21 protein-coding genes are annotated in these 19651 nt (G+C 58.8%); 11 read left to right on the forward strand and 10 right to left on the reverse strand.

From position 1 onward, the window contains the following. From VNL17_06845 to VNL17_06895, 11 genes are all read left to right on the forward strand, one after another. Positions 1–815: ROK family protein (locus VNL17_06845; protein HXI83792.1), on the forward strand; the 815-nt coding region annotated here is incomplete at its 5' end. An 8-nt stretch (positions 816–823) separates the two neighbouring features. After that, positions 824–2443, forward strand: coding sequence for an HD domain-containing protein (locus VNL17_06850; GenBank protein ID HXI83793.1), 1620 nt, complete (start codon positions 824–826; stop codon positions 2441–2443). After that, positions 2436–4559 carry a polyphosphate kinase 1 gene (ppk1, locus tag VNL17_06855; protein ID HXI83794.1) on the forward strand — a complete coding sequence of 708 codons (2124 nt, stop codon included), beginning with the start codon at positions 2436–2438 and terminating at the stop codon, positions 4557–4559. The genes VNL17_06850 and ppk1 overlap by 8 nt, the downstream gene beginning before the upstream one ends. A 471-nt stretch (positions 4560–5030) precedes the next feature. Next, positions 5031–5384, forward strand: a complete 354-nt coding sequence (locus VNL17_06860; GenBank protein ID HXI83795.1) for a hypothetical protein — start codon at positions 5031–5033, stop codon at positions 5382–5384. 719 nt (positions 5385–6103) lie between these two features. Further along, complete coding sequence (locus tag VNL17_06865) at positions 6104–7549, forward strand: RtcB family protein (protein ID HXI83796.1); 1446 nt, start codon at positions 6104–6106, stop codon at positions 7547–7549. Further along, a complete protein-coding gene (locus VNL17_06870; protein HXI83797.1) occupies positions 7549–8193 on the forward strand; it encodes a sigma-70 family RNA polymerase sigma factor in 645 nt (214 codons plus the stop codon). The genes VNL17_06865 and VNL17_06870 overlap by 1 nt, the downstream gene beginning before the upstream one ends. Further along, positions 8190–8819, forward strand: a complete 630-nt coding sequence (locus VNL17_06875; protein ID HXI83798.1) for a hypothetical protein — start codon at positions 8190–8192, stop codon at positions 8817–8819. Before VNL17_06870 ends, VNL17_06875 begins: the two co-directional genes overlap by 4 nt. Before the next feature lies 1 nt (position 8820). After that, complete coding sequence (locus tag VNL17_06880) at positions 8821–9240, forward strand: hypothetical protein (protein ID HXI83799.1); 420 nt, start codon at positions 8821–8823, stop codon at positions 9238–9240. A 38-nt stretch (positions 9241–9278) separates the two neighbouring features. After that, positions 9279–9722 (forward strand): GatB/YqeY domain-containing protein, encoded by a 444-nt coding sequence (locus VNL17_06885; protein ID HXI83800.1) that lies wholly within the window; start codon positions 9279–9281, stop codon positions 9720–9722. 18 nt (positions 9723–9740) lie between these two features. After that, positions 9741–11294: a tetratricopeptide repeat protein gene (locus VNL17_06890; protein ID HXI83801.1), complete on the forward strand. Its 1554-nt coding sequence runs from the start codon at positions 9741–9743 to the stop codon at positions 11292–11294. A 22-nt stretch (positions 11295–11316) separates the two neighbouring features. Continuing rightward, the gene (locus tag VNL17_06895; protein HXI83802.1) at positions 11317–12855 is read left to right on the forward strand and encodes a hypothetical protein; all 1539 of its coding nucleotides are present in this window, start codon (positions 11317–11319) and stop codon (positions 12853–12855) included. A gap of 24 nt (positions 12856–12879) precedes the next feature. Here VNL17_06895 and VNL17_06900 read toward each other — a convergent pair whose 3' ends face one another. The 10 genes from VNL17_06900 to VNL17_06945 are packed head-to-tail and all read right to left on the reverse strand — an operon-like array spanning position 12880 to position 19651. After that, positions 12880–13593 (reverse strand): carboxypeptidase regulatory-like domain-containing protein, encoded by a 714-nt coding sequence (locus VNL17_06900; GenBank protein HXI83803.1) that lies wholly within the window; start codon positions 13591–13593, stop codon positions 12880–12882. A 16-nt stretch (positions 13594–13609) separates the two neighbouring features. Then, the gene (locus VNL17_06905; GenBank protein HXI83804.1) at positions 13610–14041 is read right to left on the reverse strand and encodes a DUF420 domain-containing protein; all 432 of its coding nucleotides are present in this window, start codon (positions 14039–14041) and stop codon (positions 13610–13612) included. Next, positions 14038–14661, reverse strand: a complete 624-nt coding sequence (locus tag VNL17_06910; protein ID HXI83805.1) for an SCO family protein — start codon at positions 14659–14661, stop codon at positions 14038–14040. Before VNL17_06910 ends, VNL17_06905 begins: the two co-directional genes overlap by 4 nt. Then, a complete protein-coding gene (locus VNL17_06915; GenBank protein ID HXI83806.1) occupies positions 14658–15470 on the reverse strand; it encodes an ABC transporter permease in 813 nt (270 codons plus the stop codon). The genes VNL17_06910 and VNL17_06915 overlap by 4 nt, the downstream gene beginning before the upstream one ends. Then, positions 15467–16399 carry an ATP-binding cassette domain-containing protein gene (locus VNL17_06920; GenBank protein ID HXI83807.1) on the reverse strand — a complete coding sequence of 311 codons (933 nt, stop codon included), beginning with the start codon at positions 16397–16399 and terminating at the stop codon, positions 15467–15469. The genes VNL17_06915 and VNL17_06920 overlap by 4 nt, the downstream gene beginning before the upstream one ends. Before the next feature lie 12 nt (positions 16400–16411). After that, a complete protein-coding gene (gene cyoE / locus VNL17_06925) occupies positions 16412–17269 on the reverse strand; it encodes a heme o synthase (GenBank protein HXI83808.1) in 858 nt (285 codons plus the stop codon). Then, a complete protein-coding gene (locus tag VNL17_06930) occupies positions 17266–18192 on the reverse strand; it encodes a COX15/CtaA family protein (GenBank protein HXI83809.1) in 927 nt (308 codons plus the stop codon). The genes cyoE and VNL17_06930 overlap by 4 nt, the downstream gene beginning before the upstream one ends. Before the next feature lie 32 nt (positions 18193–18224). After that, the gene (locus VNL17_06935) at positions 18225–19172 is read right to left on the reverse strand and encodes a hypothetical protein (GenBank protein HXI83810.1); all 948 of its coding nucleotides are present in this window, start codon (positions 19170–19172) and stop codon (positions 18225–18227) included. 25 nt (positions 19173–19197) lie between these two features. Next, positions 19198–19446, reverse strand: coding sequence for a hypothetical protein (locus tag VNL17_06940; GenBank protein ID HXI83811.1), 249 nt, complete (start codon positions 19444–19446; stop codon positions 19198–19200). Positions 19447–19450: 4 nt separating this feature from the next. Next, entirely contained in the window at positions 19451–19651 is a 201-nt protein-coding gene (locus tag VNL17_06945) for a hypothetical protein (protein ID HXI83812.1), read from the reverse strand.

A 19651-nucleotide genomic window follows, 5' to 3' on the forward strand; every position in this document is an offset into this window, starting at 1 on the left:
TGCAGGCCGCGCATTTGGACCACCGACAGCTCAGCGCCATCGGCATCGGTTGCCCGGGTTGGCTCGACATTGACCGCGGCGTCGTTCTCAATGCGCCGAACCTTGGTTTGCACAACGTGCCGCTGAAGAAGGAACTGACCAAGGATTTCGGCTGTCCGGTCGTCGTCGCCAACGATGTCGATGCGGGCACGTACGGCGAATACCACTTCGGCGCGGGCAAGGGCATGCGCTGCCTGCTCGGTGTGTTTCCCGGTACCGGTATCGGTGGCGGGCTTGTGTATGAAGGGAAACTTTTTCGCGGCAGCACCGGTTCTTGCATGGAGATCGGCCATATCCACATGCAACCGAAAGGCCGGCTGTGCGGTTGCGGGCGGCGCGGTTGCCTGGAAACCGTCGCCAGCCGCCTGGCCATCGCCGCGGAAGCCGGGGCAGCGGCATATCGCGGCGAAGCGCCACACCTGTTGGAGCTCGCTGGCACGGACGTGGGAGGGATTCGCAGTGGAGCGCTGGCGTCCGCGATCAAGGCGGGCGATCATGCCGTTGAGGAAATCGTCACCCATTCCGCAAGAGATCTCGGGATTGCGATTGGCAGTGTTGTGAATCTGCTCGCACCTGATATGGTTGTCCTCGGCGGCGGCCTCGTCGAGGCCATGCCGGGCCTGTACGTCCAGCAAGTCCGCGCTTCGATCAAAAAACAGGCGATGCGTCCGTACACAAAATCATTGAAAGTGGTCGTCGCGAAACTCGGTGATGACGCGGTCGTGATGGGCGCCGCGGCGCTGGCCGCCGAATCCAAGCGCAACCCACGGGATTGATGGGAATCATGCCCGATCCTGAAACCAAAGCAACGCGACCGGAAATTACCCCACACACCACACCGGGCGCACGGCCCGTGGCGGTCATCGACATCGGGGCGAGCGCCATTCGCATGCGGATTGCCGAGATCGGCCCACAGGGGGAAGTGCGCAACCTCGATTCCCTCCAGCAAGCCGTGCGGCTCGGCAAGGACACGTTCAGCACCGGCCGGATCCAGGCCGCAACCATCGAGGACTGCATCAAGGTGCTGCTCGGTTTCCGGCGTGTGATGGTCGAGTACGGGATCACGCGCGATGACCAGATTCGCGCCGTCGCCACCAGCGCGGTGCGCGAGGCCGAGAACCGTTACGCCTTTGTCGATCGCCTCTACATGTCCACGCAGATCAATGTGGAGGTCATCGAAGGCACCGAGGAGAACCGCCTGACGTATATCGCCGTGCAGGACGTGCTGCAACAGGACGGCTCCCTGAAAAATGCCAACGCCATCATCGTCGATGTCGGCGGTGGGAGCACGGAGCTGGTGCTGACACAAAGGGGCAGCGTTACCTTTGCCAACAGCTACCGTCTTGGCTCGCTTCGCATGCGCGAGACGCTGGAGACGTTTCGCGCGCCGGCCGAACGCGTGCGCACCATTCTCGACCAGCACATTCATCGCATGGTGGACCAGGTCTACCGTAATGTGCCCGTCGACAAGGTCCACTACCTGGTCGCGATTTCGGGCGACGCCCAGTTTGCGGCCTCGCTGCTTTCTCCCAAGTGGGCCGATGTGCGGATCAGTTCCGTGAACGTGAAGACGTTTTCGGCGCTCACCGAGCAACTCGTCCCGGCCACTGTTGACGAACTCGTGCGCAAATACCGTATCCCCTACCAGGAGGCCGAAACCGTCGGCCCCGCCCTGCTGGCGTACTCGCATTTGGCGCGCGTGTTCCACGTGAAGCAAATCCTCGTCCCCAAATCGAGCCTGCGCGAAGGCTTGCTCAAGGAAATCGCCGCCGGGGGCACGTGGACCGAGGCGTTTTCCGAACAGGCTGTTCAATCCGCGCTCGCGCTGGGGGAGAAGTTCGGCGTCGATGAGAAGCACTCGAAGCAGGTCACCGAGCTGAGCATCCGCCTGTTTCATGAACTGCAGCCGGAGCATCGCCTCGAAAAGCGTTTTGAGCTGCTGCTGAAGATCGCGGCGTTGCTGCATGAGGTGGGCATGTTCATCGGCGACCGCAGCCATCACAAGCACTCCATGTACATCATCATGAACAGTGAGTTGTTCGGGCTGACGCGGAAAGACATCGCGCTGATCGCCCTGGTGGCCCGTTACCATCGCCGCGCCACGCCACGCCCCTATCATGAGGAATATACGACGCTCGACCGCGACAGCCGGATTGCGGTGGCGAAGATGGCGGCCATCCTGCGCGTGGCCGACGCGCTGGACCGCGACCACATGCAGCAGGTGCGGGCGATGACTTTCTCCCGCGAGCCCGGCCAGTTTGTCATCTCCATCGGCGACGCCGTTGACCTGACACTGGAGCGGCTCGCTTTGAAGGAAAAGGGCAACTTGTTCGAGGAGGTTTTTGGGATGAAGGCCGTCGTCCGCAACGCGGAATCGACGAAAGGGCTGGTCGCCGATGGCTAAGGGCGGCGAATTCTTTCTCAACCGGGAGTTGAGCTGGCTTGAGTTCAATCGGCGGGTGCTCGAAGAAGCCATCGATCCGTCGGTGCCGCTCCTTGAACGGCTGAGGTTTCTCTCAATCACCAGCGGGAACCTTGATGAGTTCTTCATGGTGCGCGTGGGTGGGCTGCAGCAGCTGCTCAAGGAAGGCAAGCGGTTGTTCGATCCCGCGGGCCTGACCACGCGCGAACAGCTCCTGGAAATCAGCCGGCGCACCCACCAGCTCGTGGCGGAACAATGCGCGTGTTTTACGCAGGACATCGAACCCAAGTTGGCGGACGCAGGAATCCGCCGCCTGTCGCCCGAGCAGATCGGACCAGAATATGCCGAGTATCTGGAACGACTTTTCGAACGCGAAATTTACCCGATCGTTACCCCGCGGGCGGTTGACGCGACCGATTTTCCGTTGTTGACCGGTCTTGGCCTGGAACTGCTGGTGCGGCTCAATCCTGCGACCGCGCGCGCGCACAAGCCGCGCTTCGCTATTGTCACCCTGCCGAAACGCCTCAGCCGCCTCGTCACGGTGCCCGTGCAGCAGGATGGGTACGATTACACGTTGCTCGAAGATGTCGTTTCGATGTTCCGGGAAAAACTATTTCCCGGCGAATCCATCAGTGAATGCATCCCGTTCCGCATCACGCGCAACGCGGACCTCCTCGTGCGGGAAGATCTGGCAGGCGATCTTCTCTCGCAAATGCGCGAGGTGCTGGATGCCCGCAAGCGCAGTGGTTGTGTGCGCCTGGAAGTTGGCCAGAACATTTCGCCAACGTCTTTGGCTTTCCTGAAACAAGCGCTGCAGGTCAATGACGACCAGATTTATCTGATCCCCGGGCCGCTCGACCTGGCCGCGTACCGCGAACTGGCGGGACGGGCCGGCTTCGAGAAATTGAAATACGAGCCATGGTTGCCGCAACCGTCCCCGCAGATCGCGCCGAACGAATCGATGTTCGAGGCCATCGCGCGTCGCGACATTCTGCTGTTTCACCCGTACGAAAGTTTCGAGCCCGTCGTGCGCCTGTTGGAGCAGGCGGCTGACGATCCCGACGTGCTGGCCATCAAGCAGATTCTCTACCGCACCAGCGGCAGCAGCCCGATTGTCGCCGCACTGGCGCGGGCGGCGGGGAACGGCAAGCATGTCACCGTTGTCGTCGAATTGAAGGCCCGCTTCGACGAGGCCCGCAACATCGATTGGGCGCGGGCGCTGGAACAGTCCGGGGTGCAGATCATCTATGGGCTGCGCGGATTGAAAGTGCACGCGAAAATCTGCATCGTGGTCCGGCGCGAGCCGGCTGGTATCCGTCGCTACGTCCACTTCGGCACTGGTAACTACAACGAGGTCACCGCCCGCCTGTATAGCGACGTGAGCCTGATGACCTGCAACGAGGACTTCGGCGCGGACGCGACACAGTTCTTCAACACGATCACGGCCTACTCGCAGCCGATCAAGTATCGACGCCTCGAAGCGGCTCCGCTCGGGTTGCGCGCGCGGTTGCTGGCCCTGATCGAAAGCGAAGCGCAACGCTCCAAGGAGGGGCAGCAGGGGCACATCATGGCCCGGCTCAACTCACTCGTGGACGCGGACATCATCGAGGCGCTGTACCGCGCTTCGCGGCAGGGCGTGCGGATCCAGCTCAACGTTCGCGGCATCTGCTGTCTGCGGCCCGGCGTGCCGAAACTGAGCGAGAACATCCGGGTCGTCAGCATCGTGGACCGTTTCCTGGAACACAGCCGCATCCTCTATTTCCATCATGGCGGTGAACCGCTCGTTTTTATTTCCAGCGCCGACTGGATGCCGCGCAACCTTGACCGCCGTGTCGAGTTGCTGGTGCCGGTCATCGACCCGGCGTCCCAAGTCCGACTGATTGCCATCCTGCGGACAGCCTTCCACGATAACGTCAAAGCGCGCCAACTCATGTCCGACGGTCGCCATGAAAGGTTGCATCCATCCGGCGACGCCAAGCCAGTACATTCCCAGCGGGTCTTCTTCGAGCAAGCCCGCGAAGCCGCCAAACAGGCCCAGCAGGACCGTTATCAAACCTTCGTCCCGCAACGACCCACCGCGCCGCCGTCTGTGAGTTGACATTCCCGCCGTCTAATTCTCTCTTGTGTTTTTCCATGTGATTTGTATCATCGGGGGTGGAGAGTCGAGACGCTCTCTCGCTGGGAAATCTCTAAGGCGAGAGGTCGCATTTAGTATGCGGCTTGGGGGTAGTAATCCGAGATTCGAGCCTCGACTCTCCACTCTTCATTTCTCCGCCCTCTGCCCTCGCCTGATCCGCCGCCTAGTACCCCATGATTCCCGCCCCTGGAATCTCCAAAAAACTATCACCCTGACACTCACCCGCCTGGGTCGTTTGCCTATTTTGAGTGAGTGTTTTGACAATGGGAACTGCTAAAATCTGATTCACGCCTTCCTCTTCCCATCTGAAATGAGCGTGTTCCCAAGTACCGGCAAGTCTCCAACCGCGAATGGCTTTAACTCGAAACTTCCTGTTTGACACCCCCTCAGTATGACCGAATACTGATGTTCTGCGAAAAGGAAAGGGCTGTCATGAAAATAAAAGGACTCGTTGTGCCCGTTCTGGTTATCGTGCTGGGGGTCACTTGGTTGCTCAATATCCTTCAGGTTCTCCCCGGAGTAGATTGGATTTGGACGGTCGGACTCGCTGCCGCAGGAGTGCTCACGCTTCTGGTTGGCGGTATAAACAAGCTCACGGTAGTCGTCGGTCCCTTCCTGATGGTCGGGTCGATTTGTTCCCTCTTGCGTCAGTTGGATGTACTGCCAATTGATCGCGAAATTCCCATTCTAACAATCGTTTTGGGAATACTCATGCTGATCGCTCAAATGCTCAGTCTTCCCGCACCTGAGATTCTCAAGACGGAGGATGTTCAAGAGAAGAAATGATTGCAGCCCGCCAAAAACCATCACCCTGACACTCACCCGCCAGGTCATTTTGCGGTTGTTTTGACTGCGTAGCCGTCGGAATTGGGCAACAGTCCCGCCGCCCAGAATAGCCGCCGGATCAACAAAAAACTGACGGGAGTGACGGGCTAGAACCCGCAACCTCTGCTGTGACGGGGCAGAGCACGAAACTAATCAATCTACACCCCCTGAGCTCTGCCCTTGGGGCGATGAGATTTCCCCGCACATATCGTTAATCGATAATTTAACTCGACACGGACGATGGCGTGGAGTAGGGTCCGGGAAACAAATGAACATTCAACGTTCAAGAGGCGGAGGGAAGACAAATACTACAGCAAACGGAGCGCTTGCCCTACAAATCGGACGTGCAGGCGCGGACGGCTGTGACAGCCGTCCTTACCGACGACCGGCAATGGCGCGACACGCTATTGTGCGCGGCTTGGGGTCCGCCTTCGCCAAGGCTTCGGCACGACTCGCGGGCCCTACATACGATTCTGCGAAACGAACCCATTTCATTTTCGCGGAGTTTTTATTGTATCGATCATGTTCACAGAAGCTTATGACGCTTGCAGGAGCGTTTGCAAATGGGTTCGTTCTGGAAAAACGAACCCATTTTGGGGGTGTTTAAAGGGGGTGAAAGGCAAAAGCATGAAGATATCCACCTCCTTGCGGGACCAGTGTGCGGAGGGTAAGTTTTTCTCGTGAATCCCCTGCATAAGATCAATGAATGTCTTTGGGAGCTGCCGGTGTCTTACAAGGCGGGGATGCGGGTGCCGGGGCGGATTTATGCGACGGAAAAGATGCTGGCCAACATCGTTGGGGACAATTGCCTGGAGCAGGTGGCGAACGTCGCGTTTTTGCCGGGCATCCAGAAGTATTCGCTGGCGATGCCGGATATTCATTGGGGGTACGGCTTTCCCATCGGGGGGTGTTGCGCGACCGACCCGAATGAAGGCGGCGTGATCTCTCCGGGCGGGGTCGGCTACGACATTAATTGCGGCGTCCGCCTGATGCGCACCCACCTCAAGCGCGAGGATGTCGCGCCGAAGATTCACGAATTAGTCGCGCAACTGTTCCGGGACATCCCGTGCGGACTGGGGCGTGGCAGCGATTTGAAAATGTCGTACTCTGACGAGCGCCAGTGCGTCCACCAAGGTGCCCGTTGGGCGGTCGAGCATGGTTTCGGCAAGGCGGAAGACCTGGATTTCATCGAGGAACAGGGCCGGCTGGCCGATGCCGAACCGTCGAACATTACCGACCGCGCGCTGGAACGCGGCAAGGGACAACTCGGTTCGCTGGGCAGCGGCAATCACTTCCTTGAAGTGCAGGTTGTTGACGAAATCTTTTACGAAGACGCCGCGGATGTGATGGGATTGTTCCTGGGCCAGGTCACGGTGATGATCCACTGCGGCTCGCGCGGGTTCGGCTACCAGGTGTGCGACGATTACCTGAAAATCCTGCGCGATGCGCCGCAGAAATACGGCATCCAACTGCCCGACCGACAACTGGTGAGCGCGCCGGTGAATTCGCCCGAGGGCGAGGAGTATTTGTCGTCGATGCGTTGCGCGGCGAATTACGCCTTTGCGAACCGGCAAGTGCTGATGTCCAAGACAGAACAGGCGTTCCTCCGCGCGTTGGACATCTCACCGCGCGAACTGGGCATGGAACTGGTGTACGACGTTCCGCACAACATCGCCAAGCTGGAGCAGCACAAGGTCGATGGCCGCGAGAAGACCGTCTGCGTGCACCGCAAAGGCGCGACGCGCGCGTTTCCACCGGGTCACACGATGATACCCGAACGTTACCGGTCCATCGGCCAGCCGGTGCTGGTGCCGGGCGACATGGGACGTTACTCCTTCATTCTCGTGGGCACGGAGGGCGCGATGAAGCAGACCTGGGGCACGGTTTGCCATGGGGCAGGGCGGATGATGAGCCGGGCCCGCGCGAAGAAGGAAAAGAGTTTCCAGGATTTACAACGGGAAATGAGCGAGCGCGGGGTGGTCATGATGGCGCAGGGACGCAGCACAGCGCTGGAGGAAGCGCCGTGGGCCTACAAAGACGTGGAAAACGTGGTCGATGTCTGTCATAATGCAGGCATTGCGCGCAAGGTGGCGCGGTTGCGGCCCATAGGGGTGGTGAAAGGCTAATGGAAAACGCGGCCAAAATTCCTGTGAATATTTCGACGGCGCGTGCGTCGAATCCGGCGCATGAACTTTCTCAGCCTGAATTCAGCGACCGCGACCTGGTCGAGCAATGCCAGCGGGGTAAACTTGAGGCCTACGAGGCGCTGGTTGGCCGCTACCGCAACAAGGTGTACGGACTCGCGTTTAGCATGCTCCGTAACGAACAGGATGCGACCGATCTGTGCCAGGAAGCTTTCGTCCGCGGCTGGCAGGCGATCCGCAAATTCCAGAAGAACGCCTCCTTCTATACGTGGATTTACCGGATCACGACCAATCTTGCCATCGATTTCGTGCGTCGCCGAGACCGACGTCCCACCACCCCGTTCGAAGAGGGAATTAGTCCTGAGACGGACGCGAGCGTCCAACAAGCGCCGTCCACAAACCCGTCGCCGGTGGACGAAGTACAACGGCGGGAATTGCGCGAGCAGATTGACGCCGCGTTGCGCGAGTTATCGCCTGAGCACCGCGCGGTGGTCCAACTCCGCGAGTTTGACGGCCTGGATTACGCGGCCATTGCGAAGGCCACCGGTTGCACAATCGGTACGGTCATGTCTCGACTACATTACGCCCGGAAACATTTACAAAAGTTGTTGAAGGAAGTGATATGAGGCATCACAACACAACGTTGGTTACCGGATTGGTGGACGGCCAACTGAAAGGGCTGCGCCTTTGGCTGGCGAAGCGGCACCTCAACAGCTGCCCGGTGTGCGCGTTGGAATATCGGCACCAGCAGCACGTGCGGCGCCTGTTGCAGGCCAACCCACCGTCGGCGACGATGAGCGATTCGGCTGAGTTTTTCTGGTCGAAGGTGAAAACGGAGATCCGTCGGCGCGGGGAGGAACCTGTCGAGGTTTCGTCGCCGCAACGGGCGCTGACTAATTGGCTGCGGCGACATCAATTTGCGATGGCGACGGCAACGGCTTTGATCATCGCCGCCTGCGGCGCGGTTTGGTTCATGCAGCCAGTTCATCGCGCGCCGGAAGTGACGGTTTCCGTGGCCACCCCGGCCACTCCGCACGCGCCCAAAGTGGCGGTTTCCGTGCCCACTCCGTCCACTCCAACTACTCCGCCGGATTTTGCCCAGGTCGAGGAAGTGAAGACCCCGGTCCCACGTTCGACCGCCACGACGTTCGATTCCGAGGAAGCTGGCGTGACTGTGATCTGGGTTTCGGGATTGCCCTGGACGCCCGACATGAATGGGATGAAGACGGAATTTGCGAACCTGGACACATAACGTGCGTTGGCTGTTAGCCGCCTTACTCGGCGTTGTTTTGAGCGCGAGCGTTCAGGCCGCGTCGATTGAGGCGCGGCTGATCCGCGCGTCCAACGAGACCGACAAACCGGACGAGCAACTAACCAAGCTTGAGCCCAAACTGAAGAAGGTTTTTGGCTACAAGCACTATCAGCAACTCGGCCTCAAAGGAGGACCGCTCAAGGAGAATAGCCAGCTTCGGTTGGATCTGGGCGAAGGCATCGTGATTCTCATCACGCTCAGGCCTCCCGAGAAAAAGCAACAAATGATGGATTTTGAAATGTATTCCGGTCGCGCGGCCCTTGTGAAGTCGAGCGTCCGGGTCGGCCAAAGTGAACTTCTCGTCAAGGGCCCCGAGGTCGGCAACACGCTGCTTGTTGTCTCCCTCGCCGTGGTCGAATGAGTTGACAAGCTGCGCGTTGCCCGCCTAGTCTTGGCCGCATGTTGATGGACAAAATCGCAGCCGACATGAAGGACGCGATGCGCGCCAAAGATGCCATCCGCCTGTCCACGTTGCGCCTGCTCAAATCGGCGGTCGAATACCACAAGATCGAGAAGAAACAGGAGCAACTTACGGACGCCGACGTTGCCGCCGTCATCAAGAAGCAGATCAAACAGCGGCAGGATTCCATTGAGGGTTTCGAGAAGGGCGGGCGCGCGGATTTGGTCGAGAAGGAGAAAGCGGAGTTGGTGGTGCTGAAATCCTACCTGCCGGAAGAGCTTTCGCAAGCGCAGGTGGAAGAGGTCGTCAAGGCCACGATTGCGGAACTGGGAGCGTCCACCAAGACGGAGATGGGCAAGGTGATGAAAGCTGTCCAGGTCAAACTGGCGGGTCGCGCCGATAACCGTCTGGTCAGCCAGATCGTCTCCGCCAACCTCGCCTAGCGCCGGCGCCCAACGGGCATGAACGAGCGTTCCGAGTCCAACAAGTTACTCTGGCTGGGCGCACTGCTGGTTCTTGCGCTCACGATTACCGCGCACCTTCGCGGGTTGCAGGGACAATTCGTCGAATGGGACGACACCAACCATATCACGCGCAACGTCGCCATCCGCGCCCTGACCGTGGAGAACCTGGGCCTGATGTTTGCGCACCCGATTGCCAAGTTGTATTGCCCGCTTACGTGGCTCTCGTTCGCCATCGACTACCAAATCTGGGGCCGCGACCCTTTTGGTTATCACCTCACCAATCTTCTGCTGCACCTCGCGAATACCCTGCTCGTGCTGGTGTTCGTGCGGGAAATCCTCCGCGACCGATTCAAATACGCAACCGCCGCAGCGCTTCTTACCGCGGTGTTTTTTGGCGTTCATCCGTTGCGCGTGGAATCAGTAGCTTGGGCAACGGAACGCAAGGACGTGTTGTTCGCGTTCTTCTATCTTTGCGCGCTGATCGCCTATTGGCGCTGGCTGGGTACCCAAAAAGCGCGGACGTACTGGACGTGCTTCGGCCTCTTCGTTGCGTCCACGCTCTCCAAGTCTACCGCGGTGACATTCCCGCTCGTCCTGCTGGTCATTGACTATTGGCTCGCCAGGCGCAAGGCTTGGGGAGAGAAGGTTCCGTTCTTCGCTGTCAGCTTGGTCATCACCGCGATCACGTTTATGGCGCAAGCCGGCGGGACAGGAGAAACCGTAGCGACCCCGGCAATCATCCCGCTTTGGGCGAGGCCGGGGTTGGCCGGGTATTGCTCACTGTTTTACGTGAAAAAGTTCTTCTGGCCCGCCCATCTCTCGGCGGTCTACCCGAGCTTCGACGAAATGGGTTGGACTCCGTTCATAAGCCTCGGGTACCTCGCGGCACTGGCAGCCGTGACGGCGATGGTCGTCATCGCCCGGCGACGCTGGCCGGCGTTATTGCCCGCCTGGTTGTTTTATCTCGTCACGCTTTCGCCGACAATCGGGCTCATTCCAGTCGGCATTCATATTGTGGCTGATCGCTTTTCGTACCTGCCGCTGATCGGGTTGGCATTGCCTCTAAGTATGGCAGTGGTCGGGGTGATGTTTTCACTGCCGAACACAACATTGCGATTTGCCATGAGCCTGACTACCGTTGTTGTCCTCGTGATATTGACTTTCCTGACAGACCAGCGCGGGACCGTGTGGAAGGACACGGGGACGCTCTTCGGCAACGCTTTGCTGGAGAACCCAAAGTGCTTGCCGGCGCACATCAACCTCACAGTATGGCACACGACCCGCAAAGAATTTGATGAAGCGATCGACCAGGGAAAGCAGGCAGTCGAGATTGCGCCCGACGGCATTCCGGGTCGCAAGAACCTCGCCTACGCGCTGATCAACAAGGGCGATCGGCGCGCGGCCGTCGGCGTCCTGCGCCCGCTCGCCCAACATGACGTTCAGGACCCAGATGTGTGGCGTGCGCTTGCCGAATGTTTCGAGGCACTGGGAGACACCAATAACGCGAAACTGGCGCGGACGTCCCAGCGTCGCTGCGAGGGTAAACTATGAGAACGCCTCTCGTGCGGCTCTCATGAATGAAGATACGCGTACGGATCGGTGGTTGTGGATCGGGGGCCTGCTGGTCGTTCTGCTGACGATCGCCGCGCACGCACGAGGCTTGGGGGGACAATTCCTCCAATGGGACGATTACGGCCATATCACGCAGAATCCCGCGATCCGCTCGCTTTCACCGGCGAATCTCTGGTCGATGTTCACGGAGCCGGCCGCGAAATTGTATGTCCCGCTCACCTGGCTCTCGTTCGCAATCGATTATCAGGTCTGGGGTCACGACCCGTTTGGTTATCACCTCACCAATTTGTTGTTGCACGTGGCAAACACCTTGCTCGTGCTGCTCCTGGCGCTCCGGCTTCTCCAGGGACGATTCAAGCACGCGCAAGCGGCAGCGGTTTTGACGGCAGCCATTTTTGGCGCCCATCCGCTTCGCGTTGAATCCGTCGCCTGGGTGACAGAACGCAAGGATTTACTCTTCGCATTCTTCTATCTGCTCGCTCTACTCGCGTACCTGCGGTGGGTTGTCCGGGGGAACCAGCGTGACTATTGGGTGTGCCTGCTGTTGTTCGTCGGCTCCGCGCTCGCCAAGTCAACAGCCGTCACGCTTCCGCTCGTGCTGGTTCTTCTCGACGCATTTTGGAAACGGCGCGTGGCGGTTTGGGAGAAAATTCCGTTCTTCGCCGTCAGCCTGATCATCGGCGTCGCAACGTTGGTTGCGCAAGCCGGCGGCAACGGCGAAACAGTCGTAGGCACGGGAGTCATCCCGCTGTGGGCGCGGCCAGGGTTGGTCGGCTACTGTACGCTGTTTTATGTGGGGAAGTTTTTCTGGCCGCTCCACTTGTCCGCATTGTACCCAACATTCGAGGACTTTGGTTGGACACCGCTGTATGCGGTTGGTTATCTGCTGGCGTTCGTCATCCTGCTCGCGGTGGCCTTTGCTCTTCGTACGCGTGCACCCCTCGTCCTACCGTCCTGGTTGTTCTACCTGATAGCACTCTCGCCAACGATCGGACTGGTTCCGGTCGGTGCGCACATCGTGGCCGACCGTTTCACGTACCTGCCGCTCATCGGGCTGGCACTGCCATTGAGCGTCGGCATCATCAGCCTGGCAAACAATCGGCGCCACGCCTGGCCGATCCTTCCCACCGCGACCGTCACGCTGCTGGTCGCGTTGGCGATCCTGAGCGCGAAACGTTCAGCTGTCTGGACAAATACCGAAACGCTGTTCCGAAACGCGCTGATTCAGGATCCGAACTGTTATCCGGCGCTCGTGAATCTCACAATCTATTATACGGAGACGAAGCAACTCGACGAAGCCATCGTGTATGGGACGCGCGCTGTCGCGATCGCGCCCAATGGGTTGGTCGGTCGTAAGGTCCTTGCGAACGCATTCACGAAAGCCACGCGTTATCGCGAGGCGATCAAGATATTACAGCCGGCGGTCGAGCACGGGATCGATGACCGCGCCGTTTGGCGGACACTGCAGGAGTGCTTCACCGCTCTTGGAGACGAGAAAAATGCGCGGCTGGCCGAAAGGCGAATGTTGCGCAGTATGTAGGATCTGCGGCGGGCCTATTGACAATCAACGCGCCGTCGAAAACAGGAAATCCGCCGTGGTATTGCCTTCACTGTTGACGCGTACCTCGCGTGCCATTGTGCCCAGCGCTTCGTGCCACACATAGATCCTGTGTGTTCCCACGGGTACGTTGTGCAGCGTGAACCGCCCATTCTCGTCGCTGAGCGCGGCCCAGGGGTGCGGCAAGACGGCGATATAGGCGGCCATCCATTCATGACCGTTGCCGGAGGTCACTTGTAACAACGTCGGTTCGCGAAAGTTAGCGAGTTGGTAGATCTTCTCGAAGCCGATGTAAGGCGTCGCGGCTTTTAAGAGTGTCCGCTGCCCGTTGGTGCTACTCATCGAATCGATGCGCACGACGTGCAGGATGGGATCGCTGTTCTTCAGGATCAACGGCGCTCCAGTGCGGGCGATCTGGATGCGCGGAACGAACTCGCAGTCGCGTTGATCGAGAACGATGGCATCGTTGGTCCCATTGCCGGGGCTATTCTGTGCGTAACCCGCCAGGTACACGATGACGTTGCGGACGGCCTGGTTTGCGCCCAACAACAGTGATTGTGTCGGTCGTGCCACCGAGCCGCACATATCGAAATCCATCCTGGGCTGCACGGTGGGGATGCTGGGAGGAGGACCGACCAGGCGGATCGTACCCGAGATGGTGCCCTGGCCGCTCTCCGCGCCCGTAGCGATCGTGGTGAGAGCCACGAGAGCAGCCAGCATCAAGAAAGGGATCGGCTTACGCAGGCGCATACCAGTGGTAAAGCATGAAGTAGATCAGCACACCGGTCACCGATACATAAAACCAAATCGGCAACGTCCAGCGCGCAATCCGTTTGTGTTGGTCAAATCGTTCGCGCAAAGCACGAACCAGCGTGACGGGCGCCAGGTAGAGGGCCACAACCATCGCCAATACGGTGTGTGTGAAAAGAATCGTGTGATACACCGGCTGGGCCAATCCCTCGCCCGTAAAATGTTTCCGACCAGCGTGCGCATGGTATGTAACATATGAAATGAGGAATAGCACCGACACGACCGTCGCCACAATCATGCAAACGCGATGTGCCGTCACTCGCTTCTGACGGATGAAACCATAACCCAGCCCAAGAAACACTGCGCTGGTTGCATTCAGCGTTGCGTTAACGGTCGGTAGATCTGACAAACTGATCATGACCGCTCCGCCAGCACCTGTCGCACGTCGCGGATGAGTTTCTGCATCTCGATCGGATCCGAGCTGTCGTAATAGCCGCGAATCGCGCCGCCGCGGTCCACCAATACCAGCTTCGTGCTGTGCAGGATCGGCATTTCCTTCGTGGGATCAGCGTCCAGGGCAGCCAAATGGAACCCATCGCTGGCCAGGCGATACACCTGCTTCTTGTCGCCGGTAAGAAACAACCAGCGGCTCCGGTCCGCACCAAAGGTGCGAGCGTACTCCGTCAACACTTTCGGACTGTCCCAGTCCGGATCGACGGAAAAACTCACGAGCCGCAAGTCATCGCGCAGCGGCAGGTCCGGCTGCAGCCGCGCTTCATGCTGCATCATCAACGGACAAGCCTCACCACAACGCGTAAAAAGAAAGCTGGCAACCCAGACTTTGCCGAGCAAGTCAGCCCGTCGCAATACCGTGCCGTTCGCCTCCATCAGCGAAAATTCCGGCACCGACCCGAGCACGGGCACTTCCATCGCCGAGGCCCTCGTGGGGGCGCCCCGCATGACAATCATTAGAATTGACCCCACGATGATGAAAAAGGTGCTGATCACCCCAATATTCAAAATGGTTTTTACTTTCATTGCAAATCCCCTCGCGTGGTCCGTTGTGCCGCCAACCATGATAATAGAAACATGACCACCGCAAACACCACGGTCACCAGCAAGCTTATCTCACGCGACGGCATCCCCGTAGTCGCCAATGGTGTATTCCAGTACAGCCCGTGACGGATCGCAATCACGCCGTAGGAAACGGGATTGCATACCATGATCCAACGCATAATCGACGGCGCACCCGAAGGCGGAAAGACAGCTCCGGACAAAAGCCACAGCGGAATCAAAAACAGGTTCATGATCGCGTGAAATCCCTGGGTGGAGTCCATCCGCCACGCAAGCAGGAATCCCAAGCCGGTCAACGCAAAGGACAACAAGAACATCACCACGACCAGCCAGATCACCGACGCAATGCTGAATGATATGCCCACAAACGGCGCCAATAACAAAAACATTAATCCTTGGATGAGCGCGAGCGACGTCCCGCCAAGGATCTTCCCCAGTACCAGCGCGAATCGCCCGACCGGCGCCACGAGCACGGCCTGTAAAAATCCTTCGCGGCGGTCCTCAATAATCGAAATCGTCGAGAAGATTGCGGTGAACAACAGCACCAGGACAATCGTGCCCCCGAAAAAGTATTCCAGATATCCATGACCCGAAGGCGCTGACGGCGCGCTAAAGGATTTGCCGAGCCCCGACCCGAGCAACAACCAGAACACCAACGGTGTCCCGAGCGCGCCGACAATGCGATTGGTCTGGCGGAAGAATCGCACCATCTCACGCCACCAGAGTGTGAGCGCGGGCAAAAGGAAGTAGTTCGCCTCAGATTTCGTGCTCACGCCACCGCCTCCTCAAATCGACGCCCGGTACGACAAATAAACACATCTTCCAGCGTCGGCTTGTGAATGCTGATAGCGTCGATCTGACCGGGGAACGCCTCGACCAACTCCGCAATGAACTTATGGCCGTTTATCCGCTCGACGCGCACGCTACCGCTCAAGGTCCGCGCCTCGATGCCAAACCGTTTGCCAATCTGTTCGGCCAATGCTTGGGGTTGACGGGTTTCCACCGAAATCACGTCACCGCCAATCTGTTCCTTCAATTCGCGCGGTGTACTGAGTGCCACGAGTTGGCCGTGATCCAATATCGCCAGACGGTCGCACCGATCCGCTTCCTCCATCAGGTGTGTCGTCAGCAAAATGGTCATGCCATCTTCATCACGCAAACGTTCGAGATAATCCGACAACTCCCGCCGCACGCGGGGATCGAGTCCCGTGCTCGGTTCGTCGAGTAACAGCAACTGCGGCTTGTGCAAGAGGCCCTTCGCCAACTCCACCCTTCGTCGCTGGCCGCCCGAAAGGGTTTCTACGAGATCACCCTTGCGATCCGCCATACCAAACCGCGAAAGCAACAGATCAATCCGTGATTGCAATCCCTGTCCGCGAAGATTGTAGAGATGACCCTGATGGCGGAGGTTCTCAAGCACGGTCAGTTTGCGGTCCAAGCTTGGCGATTGAAAGACTACTCCGATGCGGCGGCGAATCTCGCCCTGCTCGCGGACCACGTCGACACCGAACATGCGTACGCTTCCCTGGCTGGGCGCAACCAGGGTGCTGAGGATTCGGAAGAGCGTCGTCTTGCCACCGCCATTCGGGCCGAGCAGCGCGAAGATTTCGCCCTTGGCGACCTGGAAACTGACATTATTGAGGGCCGTGCGATCACCGTAGCGGTGTGTCAGCGCTTCGACCACGAGAAGAGAGTCGCTCATGGGAATCAACTTCTAAAAGCCGGCATCGATGATGATGAGTAGCAGCAATAGCGGAAGATAGATGACGGAGGCCTTGAGCAACCGTCGCGCGTCGAGAAACGATTTCGAGCGGGTGAACAGCACGCCGACCGCCAGCAGCGCCAGGCCAATCATGAGCGCTCCGATGCAGTACACCCTGCCCGTCATGCCGATGGTGGTGGGGAGTACCGATACCCCTAGCAAGAGGGTGGCAAACAAAATCGTCTGGCGGAATGTACGTACGCCACTTGGATCGACGACGGGCAACATTTTGAAACCCGCATCGCGATAGTCGTCCTTGAACATCCACGCGATCGCGTAGAAGTGAGGGTGTTGCCATGCGAAAAGAATCAGGAAAAGCACCCACGCGCCGGCGTCGAGCCGGCCGGTCGCGGCGGCCCAGCCGCACAACGGTGGAATTGCGCCGGGAATTGCCCCAAATGTCGTATTGAGCCACGTCAAGCGCTTCATCGGCGTGTAAACCAGCACGTACAGGAACGCCGCGAGCAGGACGAGAAAGCCGGTGAGTAGGTTAATCGCCCAAACTAGGATGAATAACCCGAGCAGCACGAGGCTGATGCCGAAGGCCAGAGCGTTCGCCGGTTGGATCAAGCCCGCAGGTAAGGCGCGATCGCGAGTGCGCACCATTCTACCGTCCACGTCGCGTTCCAGATAGTTATTCAACGCCGCCGAACCGCCCGTCGCGCAACCCACGCCGAGCAGCGTCAGGAAAAGAGTCCCTAACGGATGAATCCCCTTCGCCGCGAGAAAATAACCGATGGTCGTCGTCACCAACACCATCGATAGGATGCGCGGCTTGGTCAACTCGATATAGGAGGAGAGACTTTTCATGAGAGCGCCCCTGCTGCAAATGGCAATGCCGCTTCCTCCCTCGGCAGAGCGAGGAACCGGTAGGCCTTCAACGTGATCACCAAGCTTGTCGCCAAAATCAGCGCGCCGAACGCAAGGTGCAGTGTCGGCACGATTACCTGGATCGCCGACAATTGACCGTCGACATTCTTCGGCACGCGTACCATCAATGTCACCAATCCCAATGCAACCTGGGCTGTAACCAGCCCGAGTAATAAAATCGCCAGCCGAACGAATTCCTTTTGCTTTTGCGTGAACAGCACGATCACCATGCTGGTGATGACACACCCAAAGACCACGACGGCACCGATGATGTGCGCGAGAACGCCCGATTCGGAATGACGAATCGTCGCCCCGAGGATGATCTGCAGGTAGATCGCGAACGTCGAGATCAGCGCCAATCGTCGAATCAACCCGGCGTTAGCGGTTTCATAAGCCGGTGGCGCCTGCATCCAGCACTCGGAGGTGACCAGCGCCAAAGCTATCGTGATGCAGAAAAACACCTCCGCCAGGCTCGCGTGGGCGATGGAGATTGGTGGCGGGAGCATTAGTTTCACCGTCAATCCGCCCAAAACCCCTTGGGCAATCACCACGCCCAAGGCGGCGATGCCGAGGCGGCGCACCCAGCGGCGTTGTTCCCTCCGCACCAGCCAAAATGTCAGGGCGACGGTCAACATCCCGACCACGCTAGCGATCAGACGGTGAACGTGTTCATAGCGGATGTTGCCGACCCACTTTGATATCGGGAAGGAGAACATAAAGCTGCCGTATGTGGTTGGCCAATCGGGAACCGCCAGGCCCGCGCGGTGACTGGTCACGCTCGCGCCCGCGCAAATGAGGAGGAACGTCGCAAAGGCCAACAAACAAGCGAAGCGGTGCAGCCAACGGTGGAAGTGATTGTTCATCTTGATCAGCGCAAACAATGAGTCGCCGGAGGCTATTCCTCCAACGAATCCTCCTGGTCTTTCACCCACGCCGCGTAATCCTTTTCACTATCGATTGTGAGATAACCACGCATGCGATAATGGCTCAAACCGCAAAGCTGGGCGCAGGCAATTTCCGCCGGGTAATGCGGCCCGAGGCGGACCGTGGTAATGCCACTGGCAACCAGCTTCGCCGCCGCATCCTTGCTGATGAGGCGTCCCTTTTTCGCCAATACCGTGCCATCGGCAGCCTTGTAGTCCTCCATCGAGACATAGGGGTCGAGGTCCTTGGTGGGAGGAAGTGTAAGGCTGAATGCCTCTTCCTCGCGCATTTCTTCGGTGGTCTTCGTGGGGACAAAGTGAATAGGGATGAGCATGCCTGGGATGGCATCCTGCTTCACGCGCATGACGGGCAGGAAAAAGCTGTGAATCACGTCCTTGGTAGTAATGTCGATGACTGCAGGGCGGTTCACGGGAAGGTGAAGCTGGTTCAGCGTCACGATGTCGTCTTTGGCACGTGGGTCACCTTTGCGATCGATACCGATTGGATTCGACTCCTCATTGACCAGCTTGATGTCGGTGTGTCCATAAACGCCGTCGGGACCGGGATATTGGACGTTCCACGCGAACTGTTGGGCGATCACACGCACGTGTACCGTGTTCGCTTCGGTCGGGAACGCGCTGACTTTCCACGACCAGAATGGAATCGAGATGCCAACCAACAGGACGACTTCAATCGCGGCAATGGCCACCTCCAAGTAGGAAGAGGCGTGCGTCTTGACGCCGGTGTAATCCGCCCGGGGGTTGCGCCCCTTGCGGAAGCGAAAAAGCGTATATAGGAAAAACGCAATCCATCCCACGAACAGCACGACCATCAGGATGTGCACGTACAAAATCAACCAGTCCATATCCGCCCCACGGTCGGAGGCATTGATCGGTAGTCCTAAAAGCTTCTGCAACATGGTTCAGTCCTTTTCGCTTGAATCGTTACGGTGTCAGCTCCGTACTGTGACGGCGCGCCCGTCGCGCAAAACGGAAAAACAGGCCGCCGAACCCGCCCAGCACCACACCCGTGACACCCAGCATCGTGAAAATTCCAAAATTCATGCCGCGCGTCTGCGCCGCACCGGGCGCCCCATAGCAGACGGCGCACGCCAGCAACAGGCGTGGCGACAAACCCATCGCGGCAACCAGCGCGAACACCGCCAATTTCCTGGCCCGGTGAAAGACGTTCATCGCCCTATTTCTTCTCCTTCAAATTCTTGAGAAACATGATCTCGTACAACACCAGCAACACGCCAAAGCCAAAAGAGACGTATCCAGTAATCGCATACCCCGCGCGTCCTTTCGCGTAATCGGAGTTGAGACACCAACCGCCAAAAACCAGGCACAGCAGGACGGCCATTGTGACGAAGATAATATGGAACGTCTTCAGTGACAT

This window comes from Verrucomicrobiia bacterium (assembly GCA_035577545.1).
Lineage (GTDB): Bacteria > Verrucomicrobiota > Verrucomicrobiia > Palsa-1439 > Palsa-1439 > Palsa-1439.

Coding starts and splice junctions, on each gene's coding strand:
- VNL17_06850 (HXI83793.1), top strand. CDS start 824: ATGCCCGATCCTGAAACCAAAGCAACGCGACCGGAAATTACCCCACAC.
- ppk1 (HXI83794.1), top strand. CDS start 2,436: ATGGCTAAGGGCGGCGAATTCTTTCTCAACCGGGAGTTGAGCTGGCTT.
- VNL17_06860 (HXI83795.1), top strand. CDS start 5,031: ATGAAAATAAAAGGACTCGTTGTGCCCGTTCTGGTTATCGTGCTGGGG.
- VNL17_06870 (HXI83797.1), top strand. CDS start 7,549: ATGGAAAACGCGGCCAAAATTCCTGTGAATATTTCGACGGCGCGTGCG.
- VNL17_06875 (HXI83798.1), top strand. CDS start 8,190: ATGAGGCATCACAACACAACGTTGGTTACCGGATTGGTGGACGGCCAA.
- VNL17_06885 (HXI83800.1), top strand. CDS start 9,279: ATGTTGATGGACAAAATCGCAGCCGACATGAAGGACGCGATGCGCGCC.
- VNL17_06890 (HXI83801.1), top strand. CDS start 9,741: ATGAACGAGCGTTCCGAGTCCAACAAGTTACTCTGGCTGGGCGCACTG.
- VNL17_06895 (HXI83802.1), top strand. CDS start 11,317: ATGAATGAAGATACGCGTACGGATCGGTGGTTGTGGATCGGGGGCCTG.
- VNL17_06900 (HXI83803.1), bottom strand. CDS start 13,593: ATGCTGGCTGCTCTCGTGGCTCTCACCACGATCGCTACGGGCGCGGAG.
- VNL17_06905 (HXI83804.1), bottom strand. CDS start 14,041: ATGATCAGTTTGTCAGATCTACCGACCGTTAACGCAACGCTGAATGCA.
- VNL17_06910 (HXI83805.1), bottom strand. CDS start 14,661: ATGAAAGTAAAAACCATTTTGAATATTGGGGTGATCAGCACCTTTTTC.
- VNL17_06920 (HXI83807.1), bottom strand. CDS start 16,399: ATGAGCGACTCTCTTCTCGTGGTCGAAGCGCTGACACACCGCTACGGT.
- cyoE (HXI83808.1), bottom strand. CDS start 17,269: ATGAAAAGTCTCTCCTCCTATATCGAGTTGACCAAGCCGCGCATCCTA.
- VNL17_06930 (HXI83809.1), bottom strand. CDS start 18,192: ATGAACAATCACTTCCACCGTTGGCTGCACCGCTTCGCTTGTTTGTTG.
- VNL17_06935 (HXI83810.1), bottom strand. CDS start 19,172: ATGTTGCAGAAGCTTTTAGGACTACCGATCAATGCCTCCGACCGTGGG.
- VNL17_06940 (HXI83811.1), bottom strand. CDS start 19,446: ATGAACGTCTTTCACCGGGCCAGGAAATTGGCGGTGTTCGCGCTGGTT.
- VNL17_06945 (HXI83812.1), bottom strand. CDS start 19,651: ATGTCACTGAAGACGTTCCATATTATCTTCGTCACAATGGCCGTCCTG.